This window comes from Blastomonas sp. SL216 (assembly GCA_026625625.1).
Taxonomy (GTDB): domain Bacteria; phylum Pseudomonadota; class Alphaproteobacteria; order Sphingomonadales; family Sphingomonadaceae; genus Blastomonas.
In genome coordinates this window covers 748,937-774,160 of sequence record CP113055.1, presented here as the reverse complement: position 1 = coordinate 774,160, position 25,224 = coordinate 748,937, and the positions used below count along the sequence as shown (strand labels likewise).

27 protein-coding genes are annotated in these 25,224 nt (G+C 63.7%); 7 read left to right on the top strand and 20 right to left on the bottom strand.

What is annotated here, in order from left to right:
• Positions 1-5: 5 nt before the first annotated feature.
• The 4 genes from OU999_03665 (at position 6) to aguB (ending at position 3,199) form a co-directional block, all read left to right on the top strand.
• The gene (locus OU999_03665) at positions 6-1,007 is read left to right on the top strand and encodes an agmatine deiminase family protein (protein WAC24300.1); all 1,002 of its coding nucleotides are present in this window, start codon (positions 6-8) and stop codon (positions 1,005-1,007) included.
• A gap of 80 nt (positions 1,008-1,087) precedes the next feature.
• Positions 1,088-1,936 (top strand): methyltransferase, encoded by an 849-nt coding sequence (locus OU999_03660; GenBank protein ID WAC24299.1) that lies wholly within the window; start codon positions 1,088-1,090, stop codon positions 1,934-1,936.
• A gap of 61 nt (positions 1,937-1,997) precedes the next feature.
• Positions 1,998-2,354: a DUF3147 family protein gene (locus OU999_03655; GenBank protein ID WAC24298.1), complete on the top strand. Its 357-nt coding sequence runs from the start codon at positions 1,998-2,000 to the stop codon at positions 2,352-2,354.
• Positions 2,351-3,199 carry an N-carbamoylputrescine amidase gene (aguB, locus tag OU999_03650; GenBank protein WAC24297.1) on the top strand — a complete coding sequence of 283 codons (849 nt, stop codon included), beginning with the start codon at positions 2,351-2,353 and terminating at the stop codon, positions 3,197-3,199. The genes OU999_03655 and aguB overlap by 4 nt, the downstream gene beginning before the upstream one ends.
• 25 nt (positions 3,200-3,224) lie before the next feature.
• Here the strand turns inward: aguB and dnaJ are convergent, their stop codons facing one another.
• Complete coding sequence (dnaJ, locus tag OU999_03645) at positions 3,225-4,361, bottom strand: molecular chaperone DnaJ (protein ID WAC25339.1); 1,137 nt, start codon at positions 4,359-4,361, stop codon at positions 3,225-3,227.
• A 117-nt stretch (positions 4,362-4,478) separates the two neighbouring features.
• Positions 4,479-6,380 carry a molecular chaperone DnaK gene (gene dnaK, locus OU999_03640; GenBank protein ID WAC24296.1) on the bottom strand — a complete coding sequence of 634 codons (1,902 nt, stop codon included), beginning with the start codon at positions 6,378-6,380 and terminating at the stop codon, positions 4,479-4,481.
• Positions 6,381-6,577: 197 nt separating this feature from the next.
• On the opposite strand from dnaK, the gene OU999_03635 reads away from it, so the two are divergent.
• Together OU999_03635 and OU999_03630 are read left to right on the top strand one after the other, a co-directional pair.
• Complete coding sequence (locus OU999_03635; protein ID WAC24295.1) at positions 6,578-7,030, top strand: copper chaperone PCu(A)C; 453 nt, start codon at positions 6,578-6,580, stop codon at positions 7,028-7,030.
• Positions 7,030-7,497, top strand: coding sequence for a vgr related protein (locus OU999_03630; GenBank protein WAC24294.1), 468 nt, complete (start codon positions 7,030-7,032; stop codon positions 7,495-7,497). Before OU999_03635 ends, OU999_03630 begins: the two co-directional genes overlap by 1 nt.
• Before the next feature lie 67 nt (positions 7,498-7,564).
• On the opposite strand, the gene grpE is transcribed toward OU999_03630, so the two are convergent.
• The 4 genes from grpE to OU999_03610 all read right to left on the bottom strand — a co-directional run bounded on the left by grpE (position 7,565) and on the right by OU999_03610 (position 11,463).
• Positions 7,565-8,179 carry a nucleotide exchange factor GrpE gene (gene grpE / locus OU999_03625; GenBank protein WAC24293.1) on the bottom strand — a complete coding sequence of 205 codons (615 nt, stop codon included), beginning with the start codon at positions 8,177-8,179 and terminating at the stop codon, positions 7,565-7,567.
• The gene (gene hrcA, locus OU999_03620; protein WAC24292.1) at positions 8,176-9,216 is read right to left on the bottom strand and encodes a heat-inducible transcriptional repressor HrcA; all 1,041 of its coding nucleotides are present in this window, start codon (positions 9,214-9,216) and stop codon (positions 8,176-8,178) included. Before hrcA ends, grpE begins: the two co-directional genes overlap by 4 nt.
• A 55-nt stretch (positions 9,217-9,271) precedes the next feature.
• A complete protein-coding gene (locus OU999_03615) occupies positions 9,272-10,093 on the bottom strand; it encodes a MarR family winged helix-turn-helix transcriptional regulator (GenBank protein ID WAC24291.1) in 822 nt (273 codons plus the stop codon).
• 80 nt (positions 10,094-10,173) lie between these two features.
• Positions 10,174-11,463, bottom strand: coding sequence for an adenylosuccinate synthase (locus OU999_03610; GenBank protein ID WAC24290.1), 1,290 nt, complete (start codon positions 11,461-11,463; stop codon positions 10,174-10,176).
• Positions 11,464-11,658: 195 nt separating this feature from the next.
• Between OU999_03610 and OU999_03605 the strand changes: the two genes are divergently transcribed.
• On the top strand, positions 11,659-12,678 hold the full coding sequence (locus tag OU999_03605) for an alpha/beta hydrolase (GenBank protein WAC24289.1): 1,020 nt from the start codon (positions 11,659-11,661) through the stop codon (positions 12,676-12,678).
• On the opposite strand, the gene OU999_03600 is transcribed toward OU999_03605, so the two are convergent.
• The 14 genes from OU999_03600 to nuoI all read right to left on the bottom strand — a co-directional run bounded on the left by OU999_03600 (position 12,675) and on the right by nuoI (position 25,221).
• A complete protein-coding gene (locus OU999_03600) occupies positions 12,675-13,799 on the bottom strand; it encodes an ATP phosphoribosyltransferase regulatory subunit (protein WAC24288.1) in 1,125 nt (374 codons plus the stop codon). The two genes, OU999_03605 and OU999_03600, sit on opposite strands and share 4 nt — an antisense overlap.
• 70 nt (positions 13,800-13,869) lie before the next feature.
• Entirely contained in the window at positions 13,870-14,376 is a 507-nt protein-coding gene (locus OU999_03595; GenBank protein ID WAC24287.1) for a hemerythrin domain-containing protein, read from the bottom strand.
• Between the two features lie 120 nt (positions 14,377-14,496).
• A complete protein-coding gene (locus OU999_03590; GenBank protein WAC24286.1) occupies positions 14,497-14,706 on the bottom strand; it encodes a cold-shock protein in 210 nt (69 codons plus the stop codon).
• Positions 14,707-14,868: 162 nt separating this feature from the next.
• Complete coding sequence (locus OU999_03585) at positions 14,869-15,036, bottom strand: hypothetical protein (GenBank protein WAC24285.1); 168 nt, start codon at positions 15,034-15,036, stop codon at positions 14,869-14,871.
• 169 nt (positions 15,037-15,205) lie between these two features.
• Positions 15,206-15,484: a DUF1467 family protein gene (locus OU999_03580; GenBank protein ID WAC24284.1), complete on the bottom strand. Its 279-nt coding sequence runs from the start codon at positions 15,482-15,484 to the stop codon at positions 15,206-15,208.
• Positions 15,485-15,517: 33 nt separating this feature from the next.
• Positions 15,518-17,188, bottom strand: a complete 1,671-nt coding sequence (locus OU999_03575; protein WAC24283.1) for a ribonuclease J — start codon at positions 17,186-17,188, stop codon at positions 15,518-15,520.
• A gap of 4 nt (positions 17,189-17,192) precedes the next feature.
• Positions 17,193-17,969, bottom strand: coding sequence for a type III pantothenate kinase (locus OU999_03570; protein ID WAC24282.1), 777 nt, complete (start codon positions 17,967-17,969; stop codon positions 17,193-17,195).
• Positions 17,970-18,001: 32 nt separating this feature from the next.
• A complete protein-coding gene (locus OU999_03565; protein ID WAC24281.1) occupies positions 18,002-18,712 on the bottom strand; it encodes a biotin--[acetyl-CoA-carboxylase] ligase in 711 nt (236 codons plus the stop codon).
• Complete coding sequence (nuoN, locus tag OU999_03560) at positions 18,709-20,172, bottom strand: NADH-quinone oxidoreductase subunit NuoN (GenBank protein WAC24280.1); 1,464 nt, start codon at positions 20,170-20,172, stop codon at positions 18,709-18,711. The genes OU999_03565 and nuoN overlap by 4 nt, the downstream gene beginning before the upstream one ends.
• Positions 20,172-21,713, bottom strand: a complete 1,542-nt coding sequence (locus OU999_03555) for an NADH-quinone oxidoreductase subunit M (protein WAC24279.1) — start codon at positions 21,711-21,713, stop codon at positions 20,172-20,174. The genes nuoN and OU999_03555 overlap by 1 nt, the downstream gene beginning before the upstream one ends.
• Before the next feature lies 1 nt (position 21,714).
• The gene (gene nuoL / locus OU999_03550; GenBank protein WAC24278.1) at positions 21,715-23,712 is read right to left on the bottom strand and encodes an NADH-quinone oxidoreductase subunit L; all 1,998 of its coding nucleotides are present in this window, start codon (positions 23,710-23,712) and stop codon (positions 21,715-21,717) included.
• A gap of 5 nt (positions 23,713-23,717) precedes the next feature.
• The gene (nuoK, locus tag OU999_03545) at positions 23,718-24,023 is read right to left on the bottom strand and encodes an NADH-quinone oxidoreductase subunit NuoK (protein ID WAC24277.1); all 306 of its coding nucleotides are present in this window, start codon (positions 24,021-24,023) and stop codon (positions 23,718-23,720) included.
• Positions 24,020-24,634 carry an NADH-quinone oxidoreductase subunit J gene (locus OU999_03540; GenBank protein ID WAC24276.1) on the bottom strand — a complete coding sequence of 205 codons (615 nt, stop codon included), beginning with the start codon at positions 24,632-24,634 and terminating at the stop codon, positions 24,020-24,022. The genes nuoK and OU999_03540 overlap by 4 nt, the downstream gene beginning before the upstream one ends.
• Before the next feature lie 107 nt (positions 24,635-24,741).
• A complete protein-coding gene (gene nuoI / locus OU999_03535) occupies positions 24,742-25,221 on the bottom strand; it encodes an NADH-quinone oxidoreductase subunit NuoI (GenBank protein ID WAC24275.1) in 480 nt (159 codons plus the stop codon).
• Positions 25,222-25,224: the final 3 nt, after the last annotated feature.

Here is a 25,224-nt window from a genome sequence, read left to right as displayed (position 1 = left end):
CGACCATGACCGAGCAGATGATGCCGCCCGAATGGGCCGCGCAGCAATGGCTGTGGATCGGTTTTCCGCACCTTGCCGACGAATGGGGCGGTTTCCTCGATGCGGCCCAGGCTGAGATTGCGGCCTTTGCCCGTGCTGTCGCCGAAAGCGGGCAGGCGGCACGGCTGGTCTGCCCCGATGCAGAGCACGCCGCGCTCGCGCGCGAACTGGCAGGCGATGGCGTCGATATCCGCGTGCACCATTATGGCGATATCTGGCTGCGCGATACCGGACCGCTGGTCGTACGAGCGGCGGCAGGGGAATTGCGCGCGCAGCTGTTCGGCTTCAACGGCTGGGGCGGCAAATATGTGATGCCGGGCGATACCGAAATCGGCAAGGCATTGGCGGATGAGGCGATGCTGGCCAGCGCGCGTGCCGACTGGGTGCTCGAAGGCGGCGCGATCGATGTCGATGGCACGGGTGTCGGCGTCACCACCGAACAGTGCCTGCTCAACCCCAACCGCAACCCGCATCTGTCGCGCGCCGAAATCGAGGCGCGGCTGCGGCGCGACCTGGGGATCGAACGCCTGTTGTGGCTGGGCGATGGCCTGATCAACGATCATACCGACGGACATGTCGACAACCTGGCGCGCTTTGTTGCACCCGGCACGCTGGCGGTGCCGGTGGCGAGCGGCGCGGATGATCCCAATGCGGCCATCTATGCCGATGCCCGCCGCCGCGCCGAGGCCTTCGGGCTGCAGGTCGTGCCCATCCCTTCGCCCGGCCTGGTCGAGCGCGTCGATGCCGAGGGTGAAATGAAGGTGCAGCCGGCCAGCCATATGAACTTTGCGATCACCAGCCATCTCGTGGTCGTGCCGACCTACACGACCGCATCGGACGCGCCAGCAGTCCAGGCGATCGGCGCCTGCTTCCCGGATCGGCGCACGATCGGTCTGCGTGCCGACGCAGTGCTGGCGGGCGGCGGGAGCTTCCACTGCGCCAGCCAGCAGATGCCCGCGCTCGATTGATCGCCCCGCCCGCGCGGGGTATAGCGCGTCACTGCAAGCATCCACATTTCCCCGCACCAACCACAAAGAGGATTGCCCCCATGCGCACATTCATCCTGTCTGCCCTGATAACCGGGACCGCCCTGCCCCTGCTCGCTGCCGCACCGGTGATGGCAGCTGAAGCCGGCAGCACCACTGCCTCGTCCGCGATCGACGCTGCCGTCTCCGCGGACCTCCGCGGTGAAGACAAGGCGCGCGACCAGTATCGCCACCCCAAGGAAACGCTGGAATTCTTCCAGGTCGCGCCGAACATGGTGATCGCGGAATATGCGGCCGATGCCGGCTGGTACACCAAGATCCTGGCCCCGCTGACCGTCGACAGCGGCAAATACGTGGCGCTGGGCGTATCCCCGACGGCACCGGCGTTCAACGAGCAGCGCAAGGCGCAGATGGCCGCTTATCCGACCAGCTATCCCGATCGCGCCGCCAAGGCGACCGGCATCGCGGCGGGCAAGATCAACGCCTATGTCACCAATGCCGTCCCGGCCGAACTCAATGCCACCGTCGACCGCATCTTCATCTTCCGCATGCTGCACAACATGAACCGTTGGGGCATTTTGGGCAGCGAGCTTGATGCAATGCACAAGATGCTGAAGCCCGGCGGCATGATCGGCATCGAACAGCACCGCGCCAAGGCCGATGCGCCTGCGGCCTATGTCGATGGCTCCAAGGGCTATCTGAAGGAAGCCGACGTGATCGCCATGTTCAAGCAGCATGGCTTCGAACTGGTCGGCAAGAGCGAGGTCAACGCCAACCCCAAGGATAGCGCAGACTATCCCGATGGCGTCTGGACGCTGCCGCCGAACTATGCGCTGAAGGACCAGGACCGTGCGAAATATGCCGCGATCGGTGAATCGGACCGCATGACGCTGCTGTTCCGCAAGAAGTAAGCACCGGCTCGCCGCTGCTCACCATGGGCGGCGGCGAGCGGATTGGAGCCGGGGGGCGAACATGGGCGCATTCGTGCTGAGGGCGGTGATTTCCGGCGTTCTGGTGGCGATCATCGCCATCGTCGCCCGGCGCAGCCCCGGGCTGGGCGGGCTTGTCGCCTCTATCCCGCTCGTCTCGACGCTCGGCATGATCTGGCTGTGGAACGACAGCGGCGACCGTGAGCTGGTCGCCAATTATGTCAGCGCAGCCTTCTGGTATTTCCTGCCGACGCTGCCCATGTTCCTGCTCATTCCGTGGATGCTCCGCGCCGGCATCGGCTTCTGGCCATCGCTGGGCGCAGGGTGCGGACTGACCATGATCTTGTACCTGGGCACGGTCGCGATCCTGCCCCGATTAGGGATAAACGTCTCGCTATGACCGAAATTACCGTTGCTGCGCTGCAGCTGCCGCTGGGCGGCGGCGTGGCCGAGAATATCGATGCGGTCAGCGATCTTGTTGCGCACGCAGCCGACAAGGGCGCGGACATCATCCTGCCGCCCGAATTGTTTGAAGGGCCCTATTTCTGCCAGGTCGAGGATGAAGCGCTGTTTGCGACCGCGCATCCCACGACCGATCATCCCTCGGTGCGCGCGATGGCCAGGCTGGCGAAACAGCTCAAGGTGGCGATCCCGACCAGCTTTTTCGAGCGCGACGGGCCGCATCATTACAACTCGCTCGCCATGATCAACCCCGAAGGCGAGATCATGGGCGTGTACCGCAAAAGCCATATCCCCGACGGGCCGGGCTATGAGGAGAAATTCTATTTCCGCCCGGGCAACACCGGGTTCAAGGTGTGGGATGTGTGCGGCACGCGCATCGGCATCGGCATTTGCTGGGACCAATGGTACCCTGAAACCGCGCGCGCCATGGCGCTGATGGGCGCTGAACTGCTGTTCTACCCCACCGCGATCGGATCGGAACCCTATGACGCGGACCTCGACACCAGCCGCATGTGGCGGCGCGCGATGCAGGGGCATTCGGTGTCCAATTGCATGCCGGTGATCGCCAGCAACCGCATCGGCACCGAGGGCAACCAGAGCTTTTACGGCCACAGCTTCATCACCAACGAATGGGGTGATCTGGTGCTCGAATATGGCGCGGAGGAAACCGGCGTGCTGGTCGCGACGCTCGATCTGGCGCAGGCGCGCAAGCACCGCGCGGGCATGGGCTTTTTCCGCGATCGCCGCCCCGAACTCTACGGACGGCTGGCGCAGGATATCTGAAGCATAAGGCGGGAGCGATCCCGCCTTATTCGCCGATACCGTCCCACATTTCCTTCAGCTTGGCGAAAAAGCCGGTGCTTTCCGGGCTTTCCTGACCGGTCTCGGTCGCCTGGAATTCGCGCAGCAATTCCTTCTGCTTTGCGCTGAGACGCGTCGGCGTCTCGACATCGATCTGGATCACCATATCGCCAGTGCCCCGGCCCTGCAGCACGGGCATGCCTGCGCCGCGCTGGCGCAACTGCTTGCCCGACTGGATGCCCGCAGGGATCGGGATGCGGTGACGCTTGCCGTCAAGACCCGGAATTTCCAGCTCGCCGCCCAGCGCGGCGGTGGTGATGCTGATCGGCGCACGCGTGATCAGCGTGGTGCCATCGCGCTCGAAGATGCGGTGGCGCGCGACATGGATGAAGATGTACAGGTCGCCCGGAGGAGAGCCCTTGGGGCCGGCCTCGCCCTTGCCCGACAACCGGATGCGGGTGCCGTTGTCGACGCCCGGCGGAATATCGACCGAGAGCGTCTGCTGCTTGTCGACCCGGCCCTCGCCGCGACATGTACGGCAGGGATTTTCGATCACCTGACCGGTGCCATGGCAATTGGGGCAGGTGCGCTCGACCACGAAAAAGCCCTGCTGCGCGCGCATCTTGCCGCTTCCGCCACACAGGTTGCAGCTGCGCACCTTGGTGCCCGGCTCCGCGCCCGATCCATCGCAGGTGTCGCAGGTCGCCGCCACATCGATGGTGATCTCGCTGGACTTGCCATGATAGGCCTCTTCCAGGCTGATCTCCATGTCATAGCGCAGATCCGCGCCGCGCACCGGGCCGCGACGCCCGCCCTGACCGCCAAAGCCGCCGCCGAATATGGTGTCGAAGATATCGCCCAGATCGGAAAAGCCGCCCGCAGCGCCGTGACCGCCGCCACCGCCGGACATGCCGCTTTCATAGGCTTCATGGCCATAGCGATCATAAGCAGCGCGCTTCTGCGGGTCCTTCAGGCAATCATAGGCCTGGCTGATCGCCTTGAACTTGGCTTCCGCATCGGCATCGCCCGGGTTCTTGTCCGGGTGCCATTGCATCGCAAGCTTGCGATAGGCGGATTTGAGCGTGGCATCGTCCGCGTTGCGCGAGACGCCAAGCCGCTCGTAATAATCTTTGGCTGTGGTCATGGTCATGGGTCGCGATTCATCATGCAGCGACCGGGCGGGATCGCGGTGCCGGGGCGGCATGCACCACCCCTGCCCCGCAGTCCCGCCCGGCCGGACTGTCGAACATCAATCCGGCAATCAGTTTTTCGCGTCGCCGTCAACTTCCGAGAACTCGGCGTCGACGACATTGTCCTCAGCCGGTGCAGTCTCTGCCGCCGGAGACGCCGCTGCGGCCTGCTCCTTCTCGTAGATCGCCTGACCCAGCTTCATCGCCGCCTGGGCGAGCGCCTCGGTCTTCGACTTCATGGCATCGGCATCACCGCCCTCGACAGCCGTCTTGAGCTCGGCAATCGCAGTTTCGATTTCGCCCTTGGTGGCGGCATCGACCTTGTCGCCATGCTCTTCCAGCTGCTTTTCGGTGCTGTGCAGCAGGCTTTCGGCGTTGTTCTTCGCCTCGGCTGCCTCACGGCGCTTCTTGTCTTCCTCGGCAAAGCGCTCGGCATCCTTGACCATCTGGTCGATATCGGCGTCGCTGAGGCCGCCCGATGCCTGGATGCGGATCACCTGCTCCTTGCCGGTGCCCTTGTCCTTGGCCGACACGTTGACGATGCCGTTGGCGTCGATGTCGAACGTGACCTCGATCTGCGGCACGCCGCGCGGTGCCGGCGGGATGCCGACCAGGTCGAACTGGCCGAGCAGCTTGTTGTCCGCCGCCATTTCACGCTCGCCCTGGAAGACGCGGATCGTCACGGCCTGTTGATTGTCGTCAGCGGTCGAATAGGTCTGCGACTTCTTGGTCGGGATCGTCGTGTTGCGGTCGATCATGCGGGTGAACACGCCGCCCAGCGTCTCGATGCCCAGCGACAGCGGGGTCACGTCGAGCAGCAGCACGTCCTTGACGTCGCCCTGCAGCACGCCCGCCTGGATCGCCGCGCCCATGGCGACGACTTCGTCGGGGTTCACGCCGGTATGCGGTTCCTTGCCGAAGAATTCCTTCACCACTTCGCGCACGCGCGGCATGCGGGTCATACCGCCCACCAGCACGACGTCATCGATGTCGGCAGCCTTGAGGCCGGCGTCTTCCAGCGCCTTCTTGCACGGATCGAGCGTGCGCTTGATCAGGTCTGCAACCAGCTTTTCCAGGTCGGCACGGCTGATGGTCTTCACCAGGTGCTTCGGGCCGTTCTGGTCGGCGGTGATGAAGGGCAGGTTGACTTCGGTGGTCTGGGCCGAGGACAGCTCGATCTTCGCCTTTTCCGCAGCTTCCTTCAGACGCTGCAGGGCAAGCTTGTCCTTGGTGAGGTCGATGCCTTCGGCTTTCTTGAACTCTTCGGCCAGGAACTCGACCAGCTTGGAGTCGAAGTCCTCGCCGCCCAGGAAGGTATCGCCATTGGTGGCCTTCACCTCGAACACGCCGTCGCCGATCTCGAGGATCGAGATATCGAAGGTGCCGCCGCCAAGGTCATAGACCGCGATGGTCTTGCCGTCATTCTTGTCGAGGCCGTAAGCGAGCGCTGCCGCGGTCGGCTCGTTGATGATCCGCAGCACTTCAAGGCCGGCGATCTTGCCCGCATCCTTGGTGGCCTGACGCTGGGCGTCGTTGAAATAGGCAGGCACGGTGATGACCGCCTGGGTGACGGTTTCACCCAGATAGCTCTCGGCCGTTTCCTTCATCTTCTGCAGCGTGAACGCGCTGATTTCCGAAGGCGAATAGTCCTTGCCGCCGGCCTGCACCCAGGCATCGCCGTTGCCGCCCTTGACGATGTTATAGGGCACCAGTTCCATGTCCTTCTTGGTCAGCGGATCGTCGAAACGACGGCCGATCAGACGCTTGACCGCGAACACGGTGTTTTCAGGGTTGGTAACGGCCTGGCGCTTTGCAGGCTGACCGACAAGACGCTCGCCATCCTTGGTGAAGGCGACGATCGACGGCGTGGTGCGCGCGCCTTCCGCGTTTTCGATCACCTTGGGCTTGTCGCCGTCCATCACCGACACGCAGCTGTTGGTGGTGCCAAGGTCGATACCGATTACTTTTGCCATAATGCTTTTCCCACGTAACTTTCGATATGCAGATGAAAGAATACGAACTGCCGTCATGCCCCCAAGCATCCGGCAATTCCGTCCCCGACGGCGGATATAGGGTTCCTTTCCCTTGGCACAAGGCATCGCAGCATCTACATCACGCTCACGGCTGTGCTGGCCTGTTCCGGCACAGGATGACGAGGGAGAAATCACCGATGCTGCGTTCGCTGACTCTGCTTTTTGCCGGCCTTGCCATGGCGCTGCTGGCCGGGTGCCAGCCGCCCGCGCAACTGCTGGTGGAAAATGCGCATGTTCAGCTCTCCCCGGTGGAGGACAGCCCTTCGGTGCTCTATTTCACGATCAAGGGCGGCCCGTCAGATACGGTGCTGCGCTCGATTTCTTCGCCCAGCATCCTGCGGCTGGAAATGCATGAGACGGTGGAAGAAAACGGCATGTCGATGATGAAGCCGATCACCGCCGTTGCAGTTCCGACGCGCGGCACGGTCGAATTCAAGCCCGGCGGCAAGCATGTGATGGTGTGGGGCGTCGATGCCGCAGCGCGCAAGGCCGGCACGGCGGAATTCGTGTTCTCGTTCTCCAACGGTGACAAGATTGCGGTCGATGCCGCGATCAAGGCGATCAAGCCCGGCGAGGGCATGGCGCACTGATGCACCGCGCGTCGATCGACCGACCGCTCACCCCGCAGGAGATCGCCCTGGCCCGATCGGTCTTCGGCGACGCCATCGCCTATGACAAGGTGCGTATCCGGCTGAAGAAATGGATTTTCTTCCAGCCCAAGCGCACCATCATGGCGCCGATGGGGCACATCCATTTCCACCCCGGCGGAACCGCCTATTGCGATGATTTCAGCTGCGCCAGCCTGTCACGCCAGGCGCTGTTCATCCATGAAATGGTGCATGTCTGGCAATATCAGCAGGGCCTGTTCCTGCCGCTGAAGCGCCACCCGTTCTGCCGCTATGATTATGCGATCAAGCCTGGGCAGCGCTTCGGCAAATATGGCATCGAACAGCAGGCGGAACTGGTCCGCCATGCCTTCATGCTGCGCCAGGGCGCCAAGGTGCCCGGCGCGCCGTCGATCGAGACCTATCGGCAGATATTGCCGTTTCCCGTCTGATAATCGCAGGCATGCGGTCGTCACCCCCGCGCAGGCGGGGGTGCGGCTGATGTCCGCTATCCGTCAATCAATCCGGCTTCTTGGCCACCGCTACCAGCGCGGGACGCAGCAGGCGGTCCTTGATCATGTACCCGGCCTGCAGTTCCTGCACGACGGTGCCGGGTTCGGCCTCGTCGCTGGGCAGTTCGATCATCGCCTGATGCTGGTTCGGATCGAGCGGCAGCCCGATCGCGGCAATGCGCGAGATGCCGTGCTTGCCGAACACGCTTTCAAGCTCGCGCCCGGTCGCTTCCAGGCCGACGACCAGACCCTTCCACGCCTCGTCATGCCGCGCATCTTCGGGAATCGCCTGCAACGCACGGGTCAGATTGTCCGACACCGACAGGATATCGCGGGCAAAGCCGGTGGCGGCATAGGCCCGTGCATCCTGCGCATCCTTTTCAAGACGACGGCGGACATTCTGCGTATCGGCGCGCGCGTAGAGAACTTCCTGCTTCGCCTCAGCCAGCTGGGCTTCGAGCGCGGCGATGCGCTCTTCCAGCGCGGCCTGGCCGTCGCCCTGTTCCTTCAGGCTATCCGGCACGCCCTCAAGCTCGGCTGCGGCTTCGGCATCGAGATCGACGGGCTTGCTGGGGTCATTCTGCGTCACGGTTTCGTCCTGAATCACGGTATTCCTGCTCATTTCAACAATCGGGTCAGGCTCTGCGCGGTAAAGTCCACCATCGGCACAATACGCGCATAATTGAGGCGGGTGGGGCCGATGACCCCGACCACGCCGACAACACGGCCCTCGCCGTCACGATAGGGCGCCGCTATCACGGATGACCCTGAAAGCGAAAACAATTTGTTTTCCGCTCCAATGAAGATGCGGGCCGATCCTGCCTCGCGGGCGCTGTCGAGAAGATGGGCAATGTCCTGCATCGCTTCAAGTTCATCGAGCAGACGGCGTACGCGTTCCAGATCGGACACCGCCTCGTTGTCGAGCAGATTGGCCTGGCCGCGCACGATCAGCACCGGACGATCCGACCCGTCGCGCGACCACATCGCGAGCCCCCGGCGCACGAGATCGGAGCTGGCATTGTCCAGCTCGGCACGCTCGGCCTGAATTTCAGCCTCCAGCGCAGCCAGCGCCTGGGGCAGGCTGCGCCCGGCGAGCCGCGCGGTGATGAAATTGCCCGCCTGGATCAGCATGGATTCGGTCACCCGCCGGTCCATTTCGAGCACGCGGTTCTCGATGCTGCCATCATGCCCTACCAGCACTGCGAGCACCTGGCTGTCGGACAGGCGGACGAAGCTCATCTGCTTCAGAACAGGTTCGCGGCGCGGCACCATGACGATGCCGGCACATGCCGAAAGCCCCGACAGCGCCTGCGTCGTCGCCGCGAGCGCCGCCTCGATAGGCCCGGCGCTCTCGAGCTGCTTTTCGATCGCCGCGCGCTCCTCGGCAGACGGCTCGGCCACCTGCATCATGCCATCGACGAACAGCCGCAGCCCCTGTTCGGTCGGCATTCTGCCCGCGCTGGTATGCGGCGCGGCGAGCAGGCCCAGCTCCTCCAGATCCTGCATGACATTGCGGATCGACGCGGGTGAGAGGTTGACGGTCGACGACTTGGAGATCGTCCGCGAGCCGACCGGCAGGCCGGTGTCGAGATAGCTCTCGACAACGATGCGGAAGACGTCGCGCGCACGGTCGTTCAGTTCGGTGAACGGACTGGTCATCCGATCAAACTAGGCAGAAGCGCCCGCTCTGCCAAGATAGCACGCAACGCCGTGATCACACGCCCAGGCCGCCGCGGGCTTCCACCAGCGCGAACCAGCCGCACAGCTGATCGAACGCCGCATCAGACAGATCGACAAACATGCGCCGCGCATCGGCAGGGTCAGCGCGCCGTTCCAGCAGCCCCTGATCGGTCATCATCCGGATCCAGCGCAAGGCGGTGGTGGGCGGGACCGCAGCGGCGATGCACAGGCTGGAGACCGATACGGGCTTTCCTTCCAATCGCGAGGCGGCAAGATCGAGCAGAATGTCCCAGGCAGGATCGGCAAACAGCTCTGCGCTGAAAAAACGGTCGCGCAGCCGCCGCATCGCAATCAGATGGCGGATGCGCTGGACGCTGGGTGGCCGGGCCGGCGCGCGATCGAGCGGATCCTCGGCTTGATAGGCAAGCCCCCGGTCTGCCAGCGCGGCACCGGACGCGTCATCGTCTTCAGATATCGCGCCGAGCTGTTCTGCCAGTCGCGCCAGCTCCATGGCAAGCGACTGGAGCCGCGCGCGCTCGTCACTGCTGGGGTCAGCAGCGCGGGCGCCCCGCACCAGGCTGCCCAGCTCTGACAGTTCGGCTGCGATCAGGGCTGGGCTGGTGCCGAAGACGAACCGTGCGCTGTGCCCTGCCAGCAAGGCATCCGCCGCATCGATCGTCGCCAGGCTGACCAGGACCAGCAGGCCGCAATCGGTGGCTGTGTGAGGGAATGGGTTCGGGACCTGCGCTCGCCAGTCGAGTGCCAGGATATCGGCAGCCTGGGCGTGATCGCTAACGGCCCATCCTGCTGCCACGATCATGTCGGCGGTTTCTGGCCCGTCAGCGATGATGGTCAAAGATGTCGCAGATGACGCTGGCCAATCAACGAAACCCATTGCCGCGTCTTCAGACATCCAATCCCCCCTGCCCTGGAATATCAGTCCGCGAAGGGATCGCGGACCAATATGGTATCCTCACGCTCGGGCGAGGTTGACACCAGCGCCACCGGGCACTGGATCAGCTCCTCCACACGCTTGATATACTTGATGGCCTGCGCAGGCAGGTCAACCCAGCTGCGCGCGCCAGCCGTCGATTCGTGCCAGCCGTCCATTTCCTCGTAGATCGGCTGAACCGCGGCCTGATCGCCCGCATGGGCAGGGAAATAGTCGAGCACCTTGCCGTTGAGGCGATAGCCGGTGCAGATCTTGAGTTTGTCGAACCCGTCGAGCACGTCGAGCTTGGTCAGCGCGATCCCGGTGACCCCGGCGACCGCGCAGCTCTGCCGCACCAGCGTCGCATCGAACCAGCCGCAGCGGCGCTTGCGCCCCGTGACGGTGCCGAATTCATGGCCGCGCTCGCCCAGCCGCTGGCCAATTTCATCCTCCAGCTCGGTGGGGAAAGGCCCCGACCCGACGCGCGTGGTATAGGCCTTGACGATACCCAGCACGAAGCCGCTCGCCTGAGGGCCAAGGCCGCTGCCGCCCGATGCCGAGCCGGTGATGGTGTTCGACGAGGTGACAAACGGATAGGTCCCGTGATCGACATCGAGCAGCACGCCCTGCGCGCCTTCGAACAGCATGCGGGCACCCGCGCGGCGGATTTCGCCCAGGCGCTTCCACACCGGCTGCGCGAACTGGAGCACGAACGGCGCGATCTCTGCCAGCTCTGCCAGCAGCGCCGCGCGGTCGATCGGCGGCTCGCCAAAACCGGCGCGCAGCGCATCGTGATGCGCGCACAGCCGGTCAAGCTGCGGATCGAGCGCATCCAGATGCGCCAGATCGCACACGCGGATCGCCCGCCTTCCGACCTTATCCTCATAAGCCGGGCCGATGCCGCGCCGGGTGGTGCCGATCTTGCCCTGGCCGCTTGCGTCCTCGCGCAGTGCGTCGAGATCGCGGTGGAAAGGCAGGATCAGCGGGCAGTTGTCGGCGATCGCCAGATTTTCCGGAGTGATATCGACGCCCTGGCCCCGCAGCTTCTCGACCTCATCGCGCAGTGCCCAGGGATCGAGCACGACGCCGTTGCCGATGACGCTATAGGTTCCGCGCACGATGCCCGAGGGCAGCAGCGACAGTTTGAACACCTTCTCGCCGATCACCAGCGTATGCCCGGCATTATGGCCGCCCTGGAAGCGGATGACCGCATCGGCGCGTTCCGCCAGCCAGTCGACGATCTTGCCCTTGCCCTCATCGCCCCATTGGGCACCGATCACGGTTACATTGGCCACGGAACCAACCCTTTTTCGAAAAAGTGATGCGCATGGGGCCGCCACGCGCGAAGCGGGGCCGTCCTAGTGGTGGCAGGCGGCGGCGTCCAGTCCGTTGCGGCAAACACTGATACAAATTGATGCAGTTCGAGGGTGGACCGCAGGCCGATCCGCACGGCAATCTGCACCACGGCAAGGGCTGGAAGGACAGCAACGATGTTGAAGAAAGGCCTGATCGTAATCGCCGCCGGAATGCTGATCGCACCGGTGCTGGCGCAGCAAGGGGCTGGGCGCGAGCGGCTGCTCTCCCGCGACTGTCGGCGCGAGGTTGTCAAGCTGTGCGGCTTCAATCGCGAAGAGATGCGCGAATGCCTGCGCGAAAAGAAGGATGCGCTGTCATCGCAGTGCAAGGCCGAGATGATGCAGGCCATGGCGAAGCGGATGCGGCAGAGCGATACCAGCACGGCCACCACCGCGCGCGGGCAGGCCATCGTCTATGGCAGCGATCCGATGCAGCAGGTCGACCTCTACCGACCCGACAGCCCCCGCCCCGCCAAGGGCTATCCGCTGGTCGTCTATGTCCATGGCGGCGGCTGGCGCAATGGCAGCAAGGACATGGTCCAGCAGAAGCCCGATTTCATCAACACACAGGGCTGGGCGTTCGCCTCGGTCGGCTATCGGCTGCTTCCCGATGCGCCGGTGGAGCAACAGGCCGCCGATGTCGCCGCCGCGATCACGCGGCTCAAGCGCGATGCGGCAACGCTCGGCCTTGATCCGGATCGCATCATCGTGATGGGCCATAGCGCAGGCGCGCATCTCTCCGCACTGGTCGGCACCGATCCGCAATGGCTGGGGGCAGACATGGGCCGCCTGGCCGGCGTGATCCTGCTTGACGGGGCTGGCTATGATGTCGCCGCGCAGATGCAGCAGGGCAAGCTGATGACCAAGCGCATCTATGAACCAGCCTTCGGCAGCGACCCCGCCCGCCAGGCGCGGCTTTCGCCCACCCGGCACGCTGCCGCACCCAATGCCCCGCGTTGGCTGATCCTGCATGTTGCCGGGCGCGACGATGCGCGGGCGCAGTCCAGTGCGCTGGCCCAGGCGCTACAGAAAGCTGGAGCAAAGGTGCAGCTGGAATCGCTCGAAGGGGAATCGCACATGACGATCAACCGCGAACTGGGTGAAAGCGGCAACCGCCAGACCGATCTGGTGGCGGGCTTTCTGCGCAGCGTCTAGAGCGGAACGCAGTCCTGACCGACCAGGCGGTGGGTGCATCCCAGAGCGGCGGCATCATCGTCTGCGGTGATCGCCGCGACAGTGCGCCATCCGATCGCGCGCAATCGTGCAGCGACATTGCGGTCGTGATCCAGCGGCAGGAACAGCTTGCCCGCGCCCTGCCCTTCAGCCTGGACGCCGAGGTCCAGCAGCGCGTCGGGATAGAGCGAAAAGCCCGTCGCCACTTCTTCACCGCCCTTGCCGTTGGGGATGGCATAGGTGCCGCCACGGCCCAGCGCGCCTGGGCAGCCATCGGCATAGAGCGAGAAGCCGAACCAGCTTTGATATTCAAAGCCATGGCGTTCGGTCGGATCGAGCGTCACGGTGACATCATCGGGCAGCGCCGCTGCTATTTCGCGCAAGGCACCGATGCGGCTGGCCAGCACGCCGCCGGCATCGATTGCGGCAAGCGCGTCGATCGCTTCACCGAACGGCCCCATGGCATAGAGCAACGGCAGATAGGCATCGGCACCGAGCGCGGTGAGGCCGCCAGCATCCTTCATGTCGAGCTCGCGCCGAACCGCACCGATCATGCCTGCGGGCAGCGGAAAGGCGGTGGTGGCGAGCGTATCGACCAGATCGGGCAAGGTCAGGTCGACGGTGATGCCGGTGGCCCCAGCCTGAACCAGAGCCTCGATGGCGATCCGCACCACTTCCTGCGCCGCGGCGATATTGTCATGTCCGATCAGCTCCGCGCCGATCTGCAGCCGTTCGCGCTCCGGGTTGAGCTGGTCCGACGAAATGCGCAGCACCTGCCCGGCATAGCTGAGCCGCAGCGGGCGAGGCACGCCCGCCATCAGCGTCGTGGCAACGCGGCCGACCTGGACGGTAATGTCCGAACGGATCGCCAAGGTCCGCATCGACGAGGGATCGACCATGCGGAACAGATGCTGGCGCCCCGTGCCCTGCATCCGCGTGGCCAGCGACCGCTCATATTCGACCAGCGGCGGCGACACCCGGTCATAGCCATGGCCCGCGAACACCTGCATGGCGTTGCGGGTCAGCCAGGCGGCCTGTTCGGCACGCGGGGGCAGCAGATCGGCCAGTCCAGCCGGCAGGATATCGGGATTCGCTTCAGACATGGCGCAGCGCTTAGACGATTAGCTGCGGCGGGAAAACCTTGGAAGGACGCGAAAGCGCCAAGCGTCTCGGTTACCGGGCAACAGGCGAAGATGCCTGGGTCATGGCATCCTTGATCGCGAACGCATCGCGCGTCCAGTTGGACGTGTGCGGAGCATGCGTCGAAACATCGATCGAAGCGCCCTGGATCAGCGGGTAGAGCTCGGCCTCTTCGCGCTCGGCACGCGCGAACATGGTCAGCGCACGCGCCTTGGCGGGGTGCCTGTAACCGTCCCAATCGGCCGCGATCCGTTCCTGGGTCCAGTATTTGCCCTGTTCCGAATAGTCGGCGTACAGCGCCGCCAGCTCGCGCTGAAAGGACTCGCCCAAGGCGCGCACATGCGGCCGAGGGTCGGAGAGGAGCTTGGCGTAGAGATAGCGCTCCTCGAGCGCGAGATGCTGCATCACGTGGCTGCTGAGCTGCCAGCGCGTGTGCGCAAGGACCTGCGGGTCCGGCATGGCTGGCAGGTCGAGAAGGGCGATAAGCCTCTCTCCCCGCTCGCGCAGGACGGCATGATCATGCAGAAGTTTCTCGAGCATCGGGCGACCCTCTCTTTAGCGAGAGCCTCGATAGCACCGAGAGTTTAACCCTGTGTAAACGTTTGCGGCCGGGCCGATCTGCGGAGCGGCCAGGCCGCCCCGCAGTCTTTCAGCAACCGGTCAGGCAGCAGCCGACAGGCGGACAGCCGCCATCTTGCCGCGACGGTCCTGTTCCAGCTCGAAATTCACGCGCTGGTCGCGATCGAGCGTGCGCATGCCCGACGCTTCGACGGCGCTGATGTGCACGAAGGCGTCGTTGCCGCCGTCATCGGGCTGGATGAAGCCATAGCCCTTGTCGGCGTTGAAAAACTTTACGGTGCCAATAGGCATAGTCATTTCCTTAAGAGTAGAACGCGGCAGGCCACAGAAAAAGTGGACATTCCTTGCCACGCGATTGGAGCCGGAAGATCGAGTGCGACCCCTGCAACGCCCGGCTCCGGCCATTGCGAGAGAAGAAAGGGCGCGGCCGATTTCCGGCTCGCCCCGATAGCGTCAGACGGGCGTGAAGCTGCCCGGCTGGGGATAGGCATGGATGTGCAGGCGCGCGCGATGGTGCTGCACATGGCCGCGCTGCGTCGCACGCTCGCCGCCGGTGGGGGCGTGCAGCGCGCGCAGATTCGCGATATGCAGATTCTCGAAGAGCTGGTTGATGTCGGGCATGGCTGTCGCTCAATTTGCTATACAAGCAAGAGCGTGGAGCAGCGGCGCCGCAGGTCTCTCAGTCGCGTGTAGGCTTGGGATCAGGATCACGCGATAAAGCCGCTATAACAGCAAAGCCTTCAAAAGTCTCACGCCAATTGCAGAAACTGGTATTTCTGCGGTGAAACGCCTATTGCGCGCCCGGCGGCTTCCCGAAAATGTTGACGTCTTCAGCGCCGATCCACCCGTTCATGTAATTGGCATAGAACAGCCCGAAGACCACAGCAGACAGCACTGTGGTGATCGCCATGACGCGCAGGGGCCTGAAATTGGCGGGCGCGCTATCGGCCTGGCCGCGCACCTTTTCGACGCCGAGTTCATCCGCCGTGCGGATGCCAAAGGGCATCACGACAAAAGCCGTGATCACCCAGAACAGCAGATAAATGGCGAGAATGCTCGTCCAGCTCATGTTTCAAGCCCCTGGTTGCAGCGCTCAAATGGGTCAGGCAGCCTCGATCATCAAGACCGTGACCACTGGCTTCTTGCCCGTCCAGCGCGTCGCGGCGCGGCGGACGGCCAGGCGGATGGCTTCCTGCACATCATCCACGGTGTGCGGGCCACGCGCCTTGCCCTTGGACTTGGCGGGCGGCTTCTCGATCGCCTCGCGCACATCCTCCACTGCCTCGGCGATGAATGCATCAAGATCGTCCTCGACCGGCAGGCCCAGCGGGCGCAGCACAGGATTGCCGACCAGGCGGCCCTTGGCGTTGAGTGCTACCGCAACGCTGACCTGGCCATTCAAGGCCAGCTTGCGCCGCTCGCCCATCGTCAGCCCATCGGCGGGCAGGATGACATCGCCATCGAGCACCAGGCGACCAGCGCGTTCATGCCCGATCACTCCGGGATCGCCGGGAGCGAGGCGCACGAGATCGCCGTTCTTCTGCACCACGGCCTTGGGAATGCCCATCTCGAGGCCGAAACGGGCCTGCTCGGCCATGTGCCGCATTTCGCCATGCACCGGGACCAGCACCTGGGGCCGGATCCAGCGGTACATCTCGGCAAGCTCGGGGCGGCCGGGATGACCCGATACATGGATATCGGCCTGGCGGTCTGTGATCATCTGGATGCCATCGGCTGCCAGCCGGTTCTGGATCCGCCCGATGGCGATCTCGTTGCCGGGAATGACCTTGGAAGAGAAGAGAACGGTGTCGCCCTCTTCCAGCTTGATCTGGTGATTGCCCTCCGCAACGCGTGCCAGTGCGGCGCGCGGCTCGCCCTGGCCGCCGGTGGCAACGACCAGCAGCTCGCGCCGGGGCAGGCCCATTGCCGTGTCGAAATCGACCAGTTCGGGCAGGTCGAGCAGATAGCCGTTGGCCTTGGCAACCGCGATGATGCGGTCGAGCGAGCGGCCCGCCACGCAGAGCTGCCGGTTGGTCGCGCGCGCGACTTCGCCCAGCGTATGCAGCCGGGCGACGTTGGAGGCGAAGGTGGTGATCAGCGCGCGTCCCTTGAGCGGCTTGACCGCCGCAATCAGCGCATCGCGCACATCGCCTTCTGAGCCCGAGCTTTCGGGATTGAACACATTGGTCGAATCGCAGACGAGCGCCAGCACGCCGTCATCGCCCAGCCGGGTCAGCGCCTCGGGCGTCGAGGGCACGCCGATCAGCGGCTCGTCATCCAGTTTCCAGTCGCCGGTATGGAAGATGCGGCCATAAGGCGTCTCGATCAGCAGCGCATTGCCCTCGGCAATCGAGTGCGCAAGCGGCAGATAGCGGAAGCCGAAGGGACCAAGCTGCAGGCTGCCGTCATTCTCGATGACGTTCAGCGTAACATCCTTGACCAGCCCCTGCTCTTCCAGCTTGCGGCGGATCAGATCGGCGGTGAAGGGCGTGGCGAACAGCGGCACGCCCAGGTCCGCCGCGAGATAGGGCAGCGCGCCGATATGGTCCTCATGCCCGTGCGTCAGCACGATGCCGAGCAGGTCCTCGGCGCGTTCCTCGATGAACTCGAGGTCGGGAAATACGAGTTCAACCCCCGGATAGGCGGGATCGCTGAACGTCATGCCCAGATCGACCATGACCCATTTGCCGTCACAGCCATAAAGGTTGGCGTTCATGCCGATTTCGCCCGACCCGCCAAGGGCCAGGAACAACAGTTCTTTTCCGGGTGTCATGTACTCAAAATGCCCTTTCGGCGATCATCGCCAGGCCCTGCAACGTCAGGTCCGGTTCGACCGCATCAAATATCGTCGTGTGCTGATCAAACAGCACGGCCAGCCCACCCGTGGCGATCACCTTGGCAGGGCGGCCGATTTCCGCGCGCATCCGGGCCACCAGCCCTTCCATCATCGCGACATAGCCCCAGAATACCCCGATCTGCATCTGGTCTTCGGTATTGCGTCCGATCACCGAACCATCGGTGCCCGGAATCTCAATCGCAATGCGGGGCAGCTTGGCTGCGGCGCTGACCAGGGCATCGAGCGACAGGTTGATCCCTGGTGCGATGATGCCGCCCTTGTAAGCGCCGGTATAATCGACAACGTCATAGGTGGTTGCCGTACCAAAGTCGATGACGATCAAGTCGCCGGGATGCAGAGCGTGCGCCGCGATGCTGTTCACTGCCCTGTCGGCCCCCAGCGAGCGCGGTTCATCGACGTCGATCTGGATGCGCCAGTCGGCAGGCTCGACACCGGCAATCAGCGGTTCGACATCGAAATATTTGCGCGACAGCATCTGCAGATTGTGCAGCGCGCGCGGCACGACGGTCGAGATGATGACATTGGCGATATCCTGCCGGACAAAGCCTTCAAGCGCGAGCAGCTGATTGAGCCACACCGCATATTCGTCCGCCGTCCGCCGCGGATCGGTGGATATCCGCCAGCGGGTCTTGATCGTGCGTCCATTGAACAGGGCAAACACGGCATTGGTGTTGCCGACATCAATCGCAAGCAGCATGTTGAACACCCCTTACAAGCAACATGGCCAGATCAGCCGACAAGATGGACATCGCCGGCGCTGACCGTTTCGATACGACCGTCTGCCAGGCGCAGCCGCAGTGCGCCATCGCTGGACAGGCCGTCAAAAACACCCTCGATGCGGTCATCCGGCCCTCGCTGCACCGCCATCGCTTCGCCGGGCTTATGCGCGGCAGCGCACCAGACATCAAGCAGCGTTGCAGCATCAACCGCGCGCCACTGGGCGACGCGCGCGGCAAAGCGATCGGTGAGCAGTTCGAGGACGCAGGCCGCGTCAATCTGCACCATCGCGCCAAGATCGCGCAGGCAGGTGACCTCGCGCCCCGGCACATCGGGCGCGAGCGCGACATTCATGCCGATACCGACGACAACCGCATCGCCGCGCCGCTCCAGCAATATGCCCGCAAGCTTTGCGCCTGCGACATGCACATCATTGGGCCATTTCAGCCGCGCGCCGCTTTCTGGCAGAATCTGAAGCACCGTATCGAACACCGCCAATGCCGTGACAAAGGCGAGCAGATGCGCTGGCGGATCATCGGGTCGCAGCCGCACCAGGGTGCTGCAATAGAGGTTGCCGATCGGGCTCAACCACTGACGGCCGAGCCGCCCCCTGCCCCCGTCCTGCTGCTCGGCTCGCAACCACAGGCCTTCGGGCGCGCCAGACTGGGCGCGCACCATCATGTCGGCATTGGTGGAGCCGGTCAGCGCGACCGTTTCGATCACGCTGCCCAGAACAGTGCCTTGGCCGCGCCTGCCGTGACCGGGCTGAGCGCCAGCGTAGCGAAATAGCCGAGCGGCGATACGAACAGCGCGGTCAGCGTCACCAGCGCCATGCGCGCAGTGGAATCGCTCGGCGCGATGACATCGGCAGGCTCATCAAAATACATCACCTTGACGACCTTGAGATAATAGAACGCGCCGATCACCGAGGCTGCGATACCGACTGCTGCGAGCGGGATCAGACCTGCTGCCACCGCTGCATCGAACACCACGAACTTGCCCCAGAAGCCGAACAGCGGCGGGATGCCAGCCAGGCTGAACATGAACACGGCCATTGCCGCGGCGAGACCGGGACGCGTCTTGGACAGGCCTGCGAGCTTGGCAATGTCTTCGACCGGGCGACCTTCGCGGTCATTGAGGTCGAGCACGCAGATGAAGCTGCCCAGCGTCATCGCGACATAGATGATCAGATAGGTCATCATCGCCGATGCGCCTGCCTCGGTGCCGGTGGCAAGCCCGATCAGGATGAAGCCGACATTGTTGATCGACGAATAGGCAAGCAGGCGCTTGATGTTGGTCTGGCCGATCGCGGCGACACCGCCCAGGATGATCGAGGCCAGCGCCACGAAGATCACGATCTGCTGCCACACCGCCTGCTGGCCGCCGAACGCCTCGATGGCAACGCGCATGGTCAGCGCCATGGCGGCGACCTTGGGCGCGGTGGCGAAGAAGGTGGTGACCGGGGTCGGCGCGCCTTCATAGACGTCGGGCGTCCACATGTGGAACGGCACCGCGCTGATCTTGAACGCCAGGCCCGACAGCACGAAGACGATGCCGAACAGGGCTCCGGTCGAGACGCCATCGGCAAATGCGGTCTGGATGCCGATAAAGCTGGTCGTGCCGGTAAAGCCGTAGAGGAGCGACATGCCGAACAGCAGGATGCCGCTCGCCAGCGCACCGAGCACGAAATATTTGAGGCCCGCTTCGGCCGAACGGTCGTCGCTGCGCAGGAAGCTGGCCAGCACATAAGCGGCAAGGCTCTGCATCTCGAGGCCGATATACAGCGTCAGCAGATCGACCGCCGAGACCATCAGGCCCATGCCGATGGTCGCGAACAGGATAAGGATGGGATATTCCGGGCGCATCAGGTTGCCGCGCGCAAAGAATTTGGGCGCAACGATGATGCAGCCGATGGCCGAGAGGAACACCAGCACCTTGGAGAGCGAGGCGAAGCGGTCCATGCGGTACTGGCCGTAGAACGCATCAGCCCCTTCGGCAAAGCTGGGGTTCAGCAGGAAGTTGAACGACAGCGCCAGCGCACCGAACAGCGCCGTGACCGTGAGAATGCTCACCAGGCGCGACGACGGTGCACCGCCCCAGGCCGCGATCAGCAGCAGGACGAGGCTGGAGATGCTGAGGACGATTTCCGGCGAGGCCAGCTGGAACCAGAGCGCGTAATTCATCAGTGATGGCCTTTTTCAGCATGGGCGGCGGGCACCAGTGCCGGAGCCTTGCCCATTTGCACCTGCGCGTCGCCCGCGGGCTTGACCGAGGCGAGCCGCGCTTCGAGCGCGCCCACATCCTTGCGCATCGGTGCCATGAAGCTTTCGGGGTAAACGCCCATCCACAGCACGACGAGCGCGATGGGCAGCAGCAGCGCGATTTCACGCTTGTTGAGATCGGGCATGGCGGCGACGTCATCGGACTTGATCACGCCATAGGCCACGCGGCGATAGAGATAGAGCATATAGGCCGCGCCCAGGATGATGCCGGTGGTGCAGACGATCGCTGCCCAGCTCGACACCTCATAGACGCCCACCAGCGAGAGGAACTCGCCAACAAAGCCGCTGGTGCCCGGCAGGCCGATCGAGGCCATGGTGAACAGCAGGAACAGCAGCGCATAGCGCGGCATGTTGATCGAAAGGCCGCCGTAACGGTCGATCTCGCGGGTGTGCAGCCGGTCGTAGATGACGCCGACGCACAGGAACAGCGCGCCCGATACGAGACCGTGGCTGAGCATCACCACCAGCGCGCCTTCCAGGCCCTGACGGTTGAACGCGAACAGCCCGACGGTGACGATCGCCATATGCGCGACCGACGAATAGGCGATCAGCTTCTTCATGTCGCTCTGCACCAGCGCGATCAGCGAGGTGTAGACGACAGCGACCATCGACAGTGCGAGCACCAGCCACATGTAATCGACCGAGGCTTCAGGGAACATCGGCAGCGAGAAACGGATGAAGCCATAGCCGCCCATCTTCAGCAGCACGCCTGCCAGGATGACCGAACCTGCCGTGGGCGCCTGCACGTGCGCATCGGGCAGCCAGGTGTGCACCGGCCACATCGGCATCTTCACCGCGAAGCTCGCAAAGAAGGCCAGCCACAGCCAGGCCTGCGCCTCGACCGGGAAGTCATAGGCCATCAACGTCGGAATGTCGGACGTGCCTGCCTCGTTCACCATCCAGAACATCGCGATCAGCATCAGCACCGATCCGAGCAGGGTGTAGAGGAAGAACTTGTACGACGCGTAGATGCGGTTCGCACCGCCCCAGATGCCGATGATCAAGTACATCGGGATCAGGCCGGCCTCGAAGAAGATGTAGAACAGGAAGATGTCCTGCGCGGCGAACACGCCGATCATCAGCACTTCCATCAGCAGGAACGCGGCCATGTATTCGCCGACGCGCGTCTGGATCGCTTCCCAGCTCGCGCCGATGCAGATCGGCATCAGGAAGACCGAGAGCATGATCAGCATCAGCGCGATGCCGTCGATGCCCAGCGCCCAGCTGAACCGGTCGAACAATGCCGCCTTCTCGACGAACTGCCACTGCGCACCGCCAATGTCGAAGTTCATCCACAGCACGATGCCCAGCGCCAGATCGACCAGGGTCGCCAGCAGCGCGATCCAGCGCGCGGCATTGGCGCCGACGAACAGACACGCAACCGCTGCCGCCATCGGCACGGCGAGCATCAGCGACAGGATAGGAAAGCCCAGATCGTTCATGTCAGCGCACCATCAGCCAGGTCAGCGCAGCCACAAGGCCCAACAGCATCACCAGCGCATAACTATAGAGAAAACCGGATTGCAGCTTCATCGCCACACGCGTACCGGAAGTGACCAGCACCGCCGCGCCATCCGGACCGAAACGGTTGATCGTCCCCTCATCGCCGACCTTCCAGAAGAAGCGGCCAAGCGCCATGGAGGGCTTGACGAAGATGTGGTTGTAAAGCTCGTCAAAATACCACTTGTTGAGGAAGAACGTGTAGAGCGGCGACAGCGCCCCTGCGACCTTGGCCGGCAGGCTGTTGTTGACCAGATACATCAGGATCGCGGTCACCAGGCCGATCAGCATCGCGACGGTCGACGCCAACTTCACCCATAGCGGCACTTCATGCATTTCGTGCATCAGGTGCGAGTTGAAGAACAGGCTGCCGTTCCAGAACGCTGCGCCATGTTCGGCGTCGATGAACGCGTGATGGAAGACGAAACCGGCTGCCACTGCACCCACCGTCAGCACGCCCAGCGGAATGAGCATCGGCAGCGGGCTTTCATGCGGGTGATAGCCGCCGGTGGTGTCCGCGCCAGCCTGTTCGGGCGTCTTGTGGACGCTGTGCTGGATATGCTCGGACTGGATCCAGCGCGGCTTTCCGAAGAAGGTCAGGAAGATCAGACGCCAGCTGTAGAAGCTGGTCAGCAGCGCAGCGAACACACCGATGGTGAAGGCGAACTGGCCGACCTGGGTTCCGCTCGCGAACGCGGCTTCGATGATGCCGTCCTTCGAATAGAAGCCGGCAAAGCCCGCGACACCGACGATACCGACGCCGGTGATCGCCAGCGTGCCTGCCATCATCGCCCAGAAGGTGAGCGGGATGTGCTTCCGCAGGCCGCCATAATAGCGCATGTCCTGCTCGTGGTGCATCGCATGGATAACCGAGCCCGCGCCGAGGAACAGCAAAGCCTTGAAGAAGGCGTGCGTGAACAGGTGGAACATTGCCGCGCCATAGGCACCGACGCCAGCAGCGAAGAACATGTAGCCCAGCTGCGAGCAGGTCGAATAGGCGATGACGCGCTTGATATCGGTCTGGACCAGGCCGACGGTCGCCGCGAACAGCGCGGTGCACGCACCGACCACGGTCACCACGGTGAGCGCCGTCGGGCTGGTTTCGAACATCGGCGACAGGCGGCACACCATGAACACGCCTGCGGTCACCATGGTCGCGGCATGGATCAGCGCCGACACCGGGGTCGGGCCCTCCATTGCATCGGGCAGCCAGGTGTGCAGGCCGAGCTGCGCCGATTTGCCCATCGCGCCGATGAACAGCAGCAGGCACAACACGGTCATCAGGTCGAAGCGGCCACCAAGGAAGCCGATGGTCGAACCCGCCATGCCGGGAGCAGCTTCGAGGATCGCAGGGATCGACACGGTACCGAATACCAGGAAGGTGCCGAAAATGCCCATCATGAAGCCAAGGTCACCGACGCGGTTGACGACGAACGCCTTGATCGCGGCAGCATTGGCACTGGGCTTGCGGAACCAGAAGCCGATCAGCAGGTAAGAGGCCAGACCGACGCCTTCCCAACCGAAGAACATCTGGACGAGGTTGTCAGCGGTCACCAGCATCAGCATCGCGAAGGTGAAGAGCGACAGATAGGCGAAGAAGCGCGGCTGATCCGGATCCTCGTCCATATAGCCCCAGCTGTACAGGTGGACCAGCGCCGAGACCGAGGTCACGACGACAAGCATCACCGCCGTCAGCGTGTCGACGCGCAGCGCCCAGTCGAACTGCAGATCGCCCGAGCGCAGCCAGGACAGCACCGGCACGACATATTCGGTGGTGGTGCCGCTCAAGAAGCCCAGGAAGATCGGCCAGCTGAGGCCGCAGGCGACGAACAGCGCGGCGGTCGTCACCAGCTTGGCGGGCACATTGCCGATGATCCGGTTGCCCAGGCCCGCGACAATCGCTGCCAGAAGCGGCAGGAATACGATGAGGGTAATGCTCATGTGCCTCAACCCTTCATCTGGTTGATATCGTCAACCGCGATCGTGCCGCGGCCACGGAAATAGATGACGAGAATGGCAAGCCCCACTGCGGCTTCGCCGGCAGCAACGGTGAGCACGAACATCGCGAACACCTGGCCGACCATGTCGCCCAGGAACACGCTGAACGCGACGAGGTTGATGTTCACCGCGAGCAGGATGAGTTCGATCGCCATCAGGATGATGATCACGTTCTTGCGGTTCAGGAAGATGCCCAGCACGCCCATCACGAACAGGATGGAGCTGACCACGAGATAATGCTCGATGCCGATCATAGCTGGACCCCCTGGCCAACCGCAGGCTGGGTATTGCGCGTCGCCTCTTCGGGGCGACGACGGACCTGCGAACCGATATTCTGCGGACGGACGCCAGCGCGCTTGCGGTGGGTCAGCACGATCGCGCCGACCATGGCAACCAGCAGCACGACGCCTGCGCTTTCGAACAGGAAGATGTACCGGGTGTAGAGCAGTTCACCGACCGCCTGAATGTTGCTGGCACCCATGCGCGGGGGGTTGAGGGCATGCTCACCCAGCGCGATGTTGCCGGCCTGGTAAGCGCCGATCCCGAAGACCAGCTCCGCCAGGAACACGGCCGCGAGTGCAAGGCCGAGCGGCAGGTTCTTCATGAAGCCGCCGCGCAGCTCGGCAAAGTCGATGTCGAGCATCATCACGACGAACAGGAACAGCACCGCGACCGCGCCGACATAGACGATGACCAGCAGCATCGCGATGAACTCTGCACCGATCAGCACCATCAGTCCCGCAGCGTTGAAGAACGCAAGAATCAGCCAGAGCACCGAGTGCACCGGGTTGCGCGCGAGGATCGTGAATGCACCGCTGGCGATCACCACCGAGGCAAACAGGTAGAAGGCAAATATCTGGATCAAAGCTTTACAGCCCCCGATGCGCCCAATCGAGCTGGTCTTGTATCAGGCCCCTGCCCGCCTCTCCCAGCGGACATCAGAACCATGCGTGAATCGAATTCGAGTGCGCCTTAACGATAAGGGGCATCGGCTTCAAGGTTGGCGGCAATGGCTCGTTCCCATTTGTCGCCATTCTCAAGAAGCTTGCCCTTATCGTAGATCAACTCCTCGCGGGTTTCCGTCGCATATTCGAAGTTCGGCCCCTCGACGATGGCGTCGACCGGGCAGGCTTCCTGACAGAAACCGCAGTAAATGCACTTGGTCATGTCGATATCGTAGCGCGTCGTGCGGCGGCTGCCGTCCTCGCGCGGTTCGGCCTCGATCGTGATCGCCTGGGCCGGGCAAACCGCCTCGCACAGCTTGCACGCGATGCAGCGCTCTTCCCCGTTGGGATAGCGACGCAGCGCATGTTCGCCGCGGAAACGCGGGCTCAGCGGGTTCTTCTCGAACGGATAATTGATCGTCGCCTTGGGCTTGAAGAAATACTTCAGCGTCAGCGCGTGGGCCTTCACGAACTCATAGAGCGTGAACGCCTTGATCGTCTGCAACATGTT

What these genes read in the sequence shown, in the direction of transcription:
- nuoK (WAC24277.1), bottom strand. Translation starts at nt 24,023, where the DNA reads ATGATCGGCATCGAGCATTATCTCGTGGTCAGCTCCATCCTGTTCGTG.
- aguB (WAC24297.1), top strand. Translation starts at nt 2,351, where the DNA reads ATGACCGAAATTACCGTTGCTGCGCTGCAGCTGCCGCTGGGCGGCGGC.
- nuoI (WAC24275.1), bottom strand. Translation starts at nt 25,221, where the DNA reads ATGTTGCAGACGATCAAGGCGTTCACGCTCTATGAGTTCGTGAAGGCC.
- OU999_03665 (WAC24300.1), top strand. Translation starts at nt 6, where the DNA reads ATGACCGAGCAGATGATGCCGCCCGAATGGGCCGCGCAGCAATGGCTG.
- OU999_03575 (WAC24283.1), bottom strand. Translation starts at nt 17,188, where the DNA reads ATGACACCCGGAAAAGAACTGTTGTTCCTGGCCCTTGGCGGGTCGGGC.
- OU999_03605 (WAC24289.1), top strand. Translation starts at nt 11,659, where the DNA reads ATGTTGAAGAAAGGCCTGATCGTAATCGCCGCCGGAATGCTGATCGCA.
- OU999_03655 (WAC24298.1), top strand. Translation starts at nt 1,998, where the DNA reads ATGGGCGCATTCGTGCTGAGGGCGGTGATTTCCGGCGTTCTGGTGGCG.
- dnaK (WAC24296.1), bottom strand. Translation starts at nt 6,380, where the DNA reads ATGGCAAAAGTAATCGGTATCGACCTTGGCACCACCAACAGCTGCGTG.
- OU999_03600 (WAC24288.1), bottom strand. Translation starts at nt 13,799, where the DNA reads ATGTCTGAAGCGAATCCCGATATCCTGCCGGCTGGACTGGCCGATCTG.
- OU999_03660 (WAC24299.1), top strand. Translation starts at nt 1,088, where the DNA reads ATGCGCACATTCATCCTGTCTGCCCTGATAACCGGGACCGCCCTGCCC.
- OU999_03635 (WAC24295.1), top strand. Translation starts at nt 6,578, where the DNA reads ATGCTGCGTTCGCTGACTCTGCTTTTTGCCGGCCTTGCCATGGCGCTG.
- nuoL (WAC24278.1), bottom strand. Translation starts at nt 23,712, where the DNA reads ATGAGCATTACCCTCATCGTATTCCTGCCGCTTCTGGCAGCGATTGTC.
- OU999_03630 (WAC24294.1), top strand. Translation starts at nt 7,030, where the DNA reads ATGCACCGCGCGTCGATCGACCGACCGCTCACCCCGCAGGAGATCGCC.
- hrcA (WAC24292.1), bottom strand. Translation starts at nt 9,216, where the DNA reads ATGACCAGTCCGTTCACCGAACTGAACGACCGTGCGCGCGACGTCTTC.
- OU999_03570 (WAC24282.1), bottom strand. Translation starts at nt 17,969, where the DNA reads ATGCTGCTTGCGATTGATGTCGGCAACACCAATGCCGTGTTTGCCCTG.
- OU999_03580 (WAC24284.1), bottom strand. Translation starts at nt 15,484, where the DNA reads ATGAGCTGGACGAGCATTCTCGCCATTTATCTGCTGTTCTGGGTGATC.
- OU999_03555 (WAC24279.1), bottom strand. Translation starts at nt 21,713, where the DNA reads ATGAACGATCTGGGCTTTCCTATCCTGTCGCTGATGCTCGCCGTGCCG.
- OU999_03585 (WAC24285.1), bottom strand. Translation starts at nt 15,036, where the DNA reads ATGCCCGACATCAACCAGCTCTTCGAGAATCTGCATATCGCGAATCTG.
- OU999_03595 (WAC24287.1), bottom strand. Translation starts at nt 14,376, where the DNA reads ATGCTCGAGAAACTTCTGCATGATCATGCCGTCCTGCGCGAGCGGGGA.
- OU999_03590 (WAC24286.1), bottom strand. Translation starts at nt 14,706, where the DNA reads ATGCCTATTGGCACCGTAAAGTTTTTCAACGCCGACAAGGGCTATGGC.
- dnaJ (WAC25339.1), bottom strand. Translation starts at nt 4,361, where the DNA reads ATGACCACAGCCAAAGATTATTACGAGCGGCTTGGCGTCTCGCGCAAC.
- nuoN (WAC24280.1), bottom strand. Translation starts at nt 20,172, where the DNA reads ATGAATTACGCGCTCTGGTTCCAGCTGGCCTCGCCGGAAATCGTCCTC.
- grpE (WAC24293.1), bottom strand. Translation starts at nt 8,179, where the DNA reads ATGAGCAGGAATACCGTGATTCAGGACGAAACCGTGACGCAGAATGAC.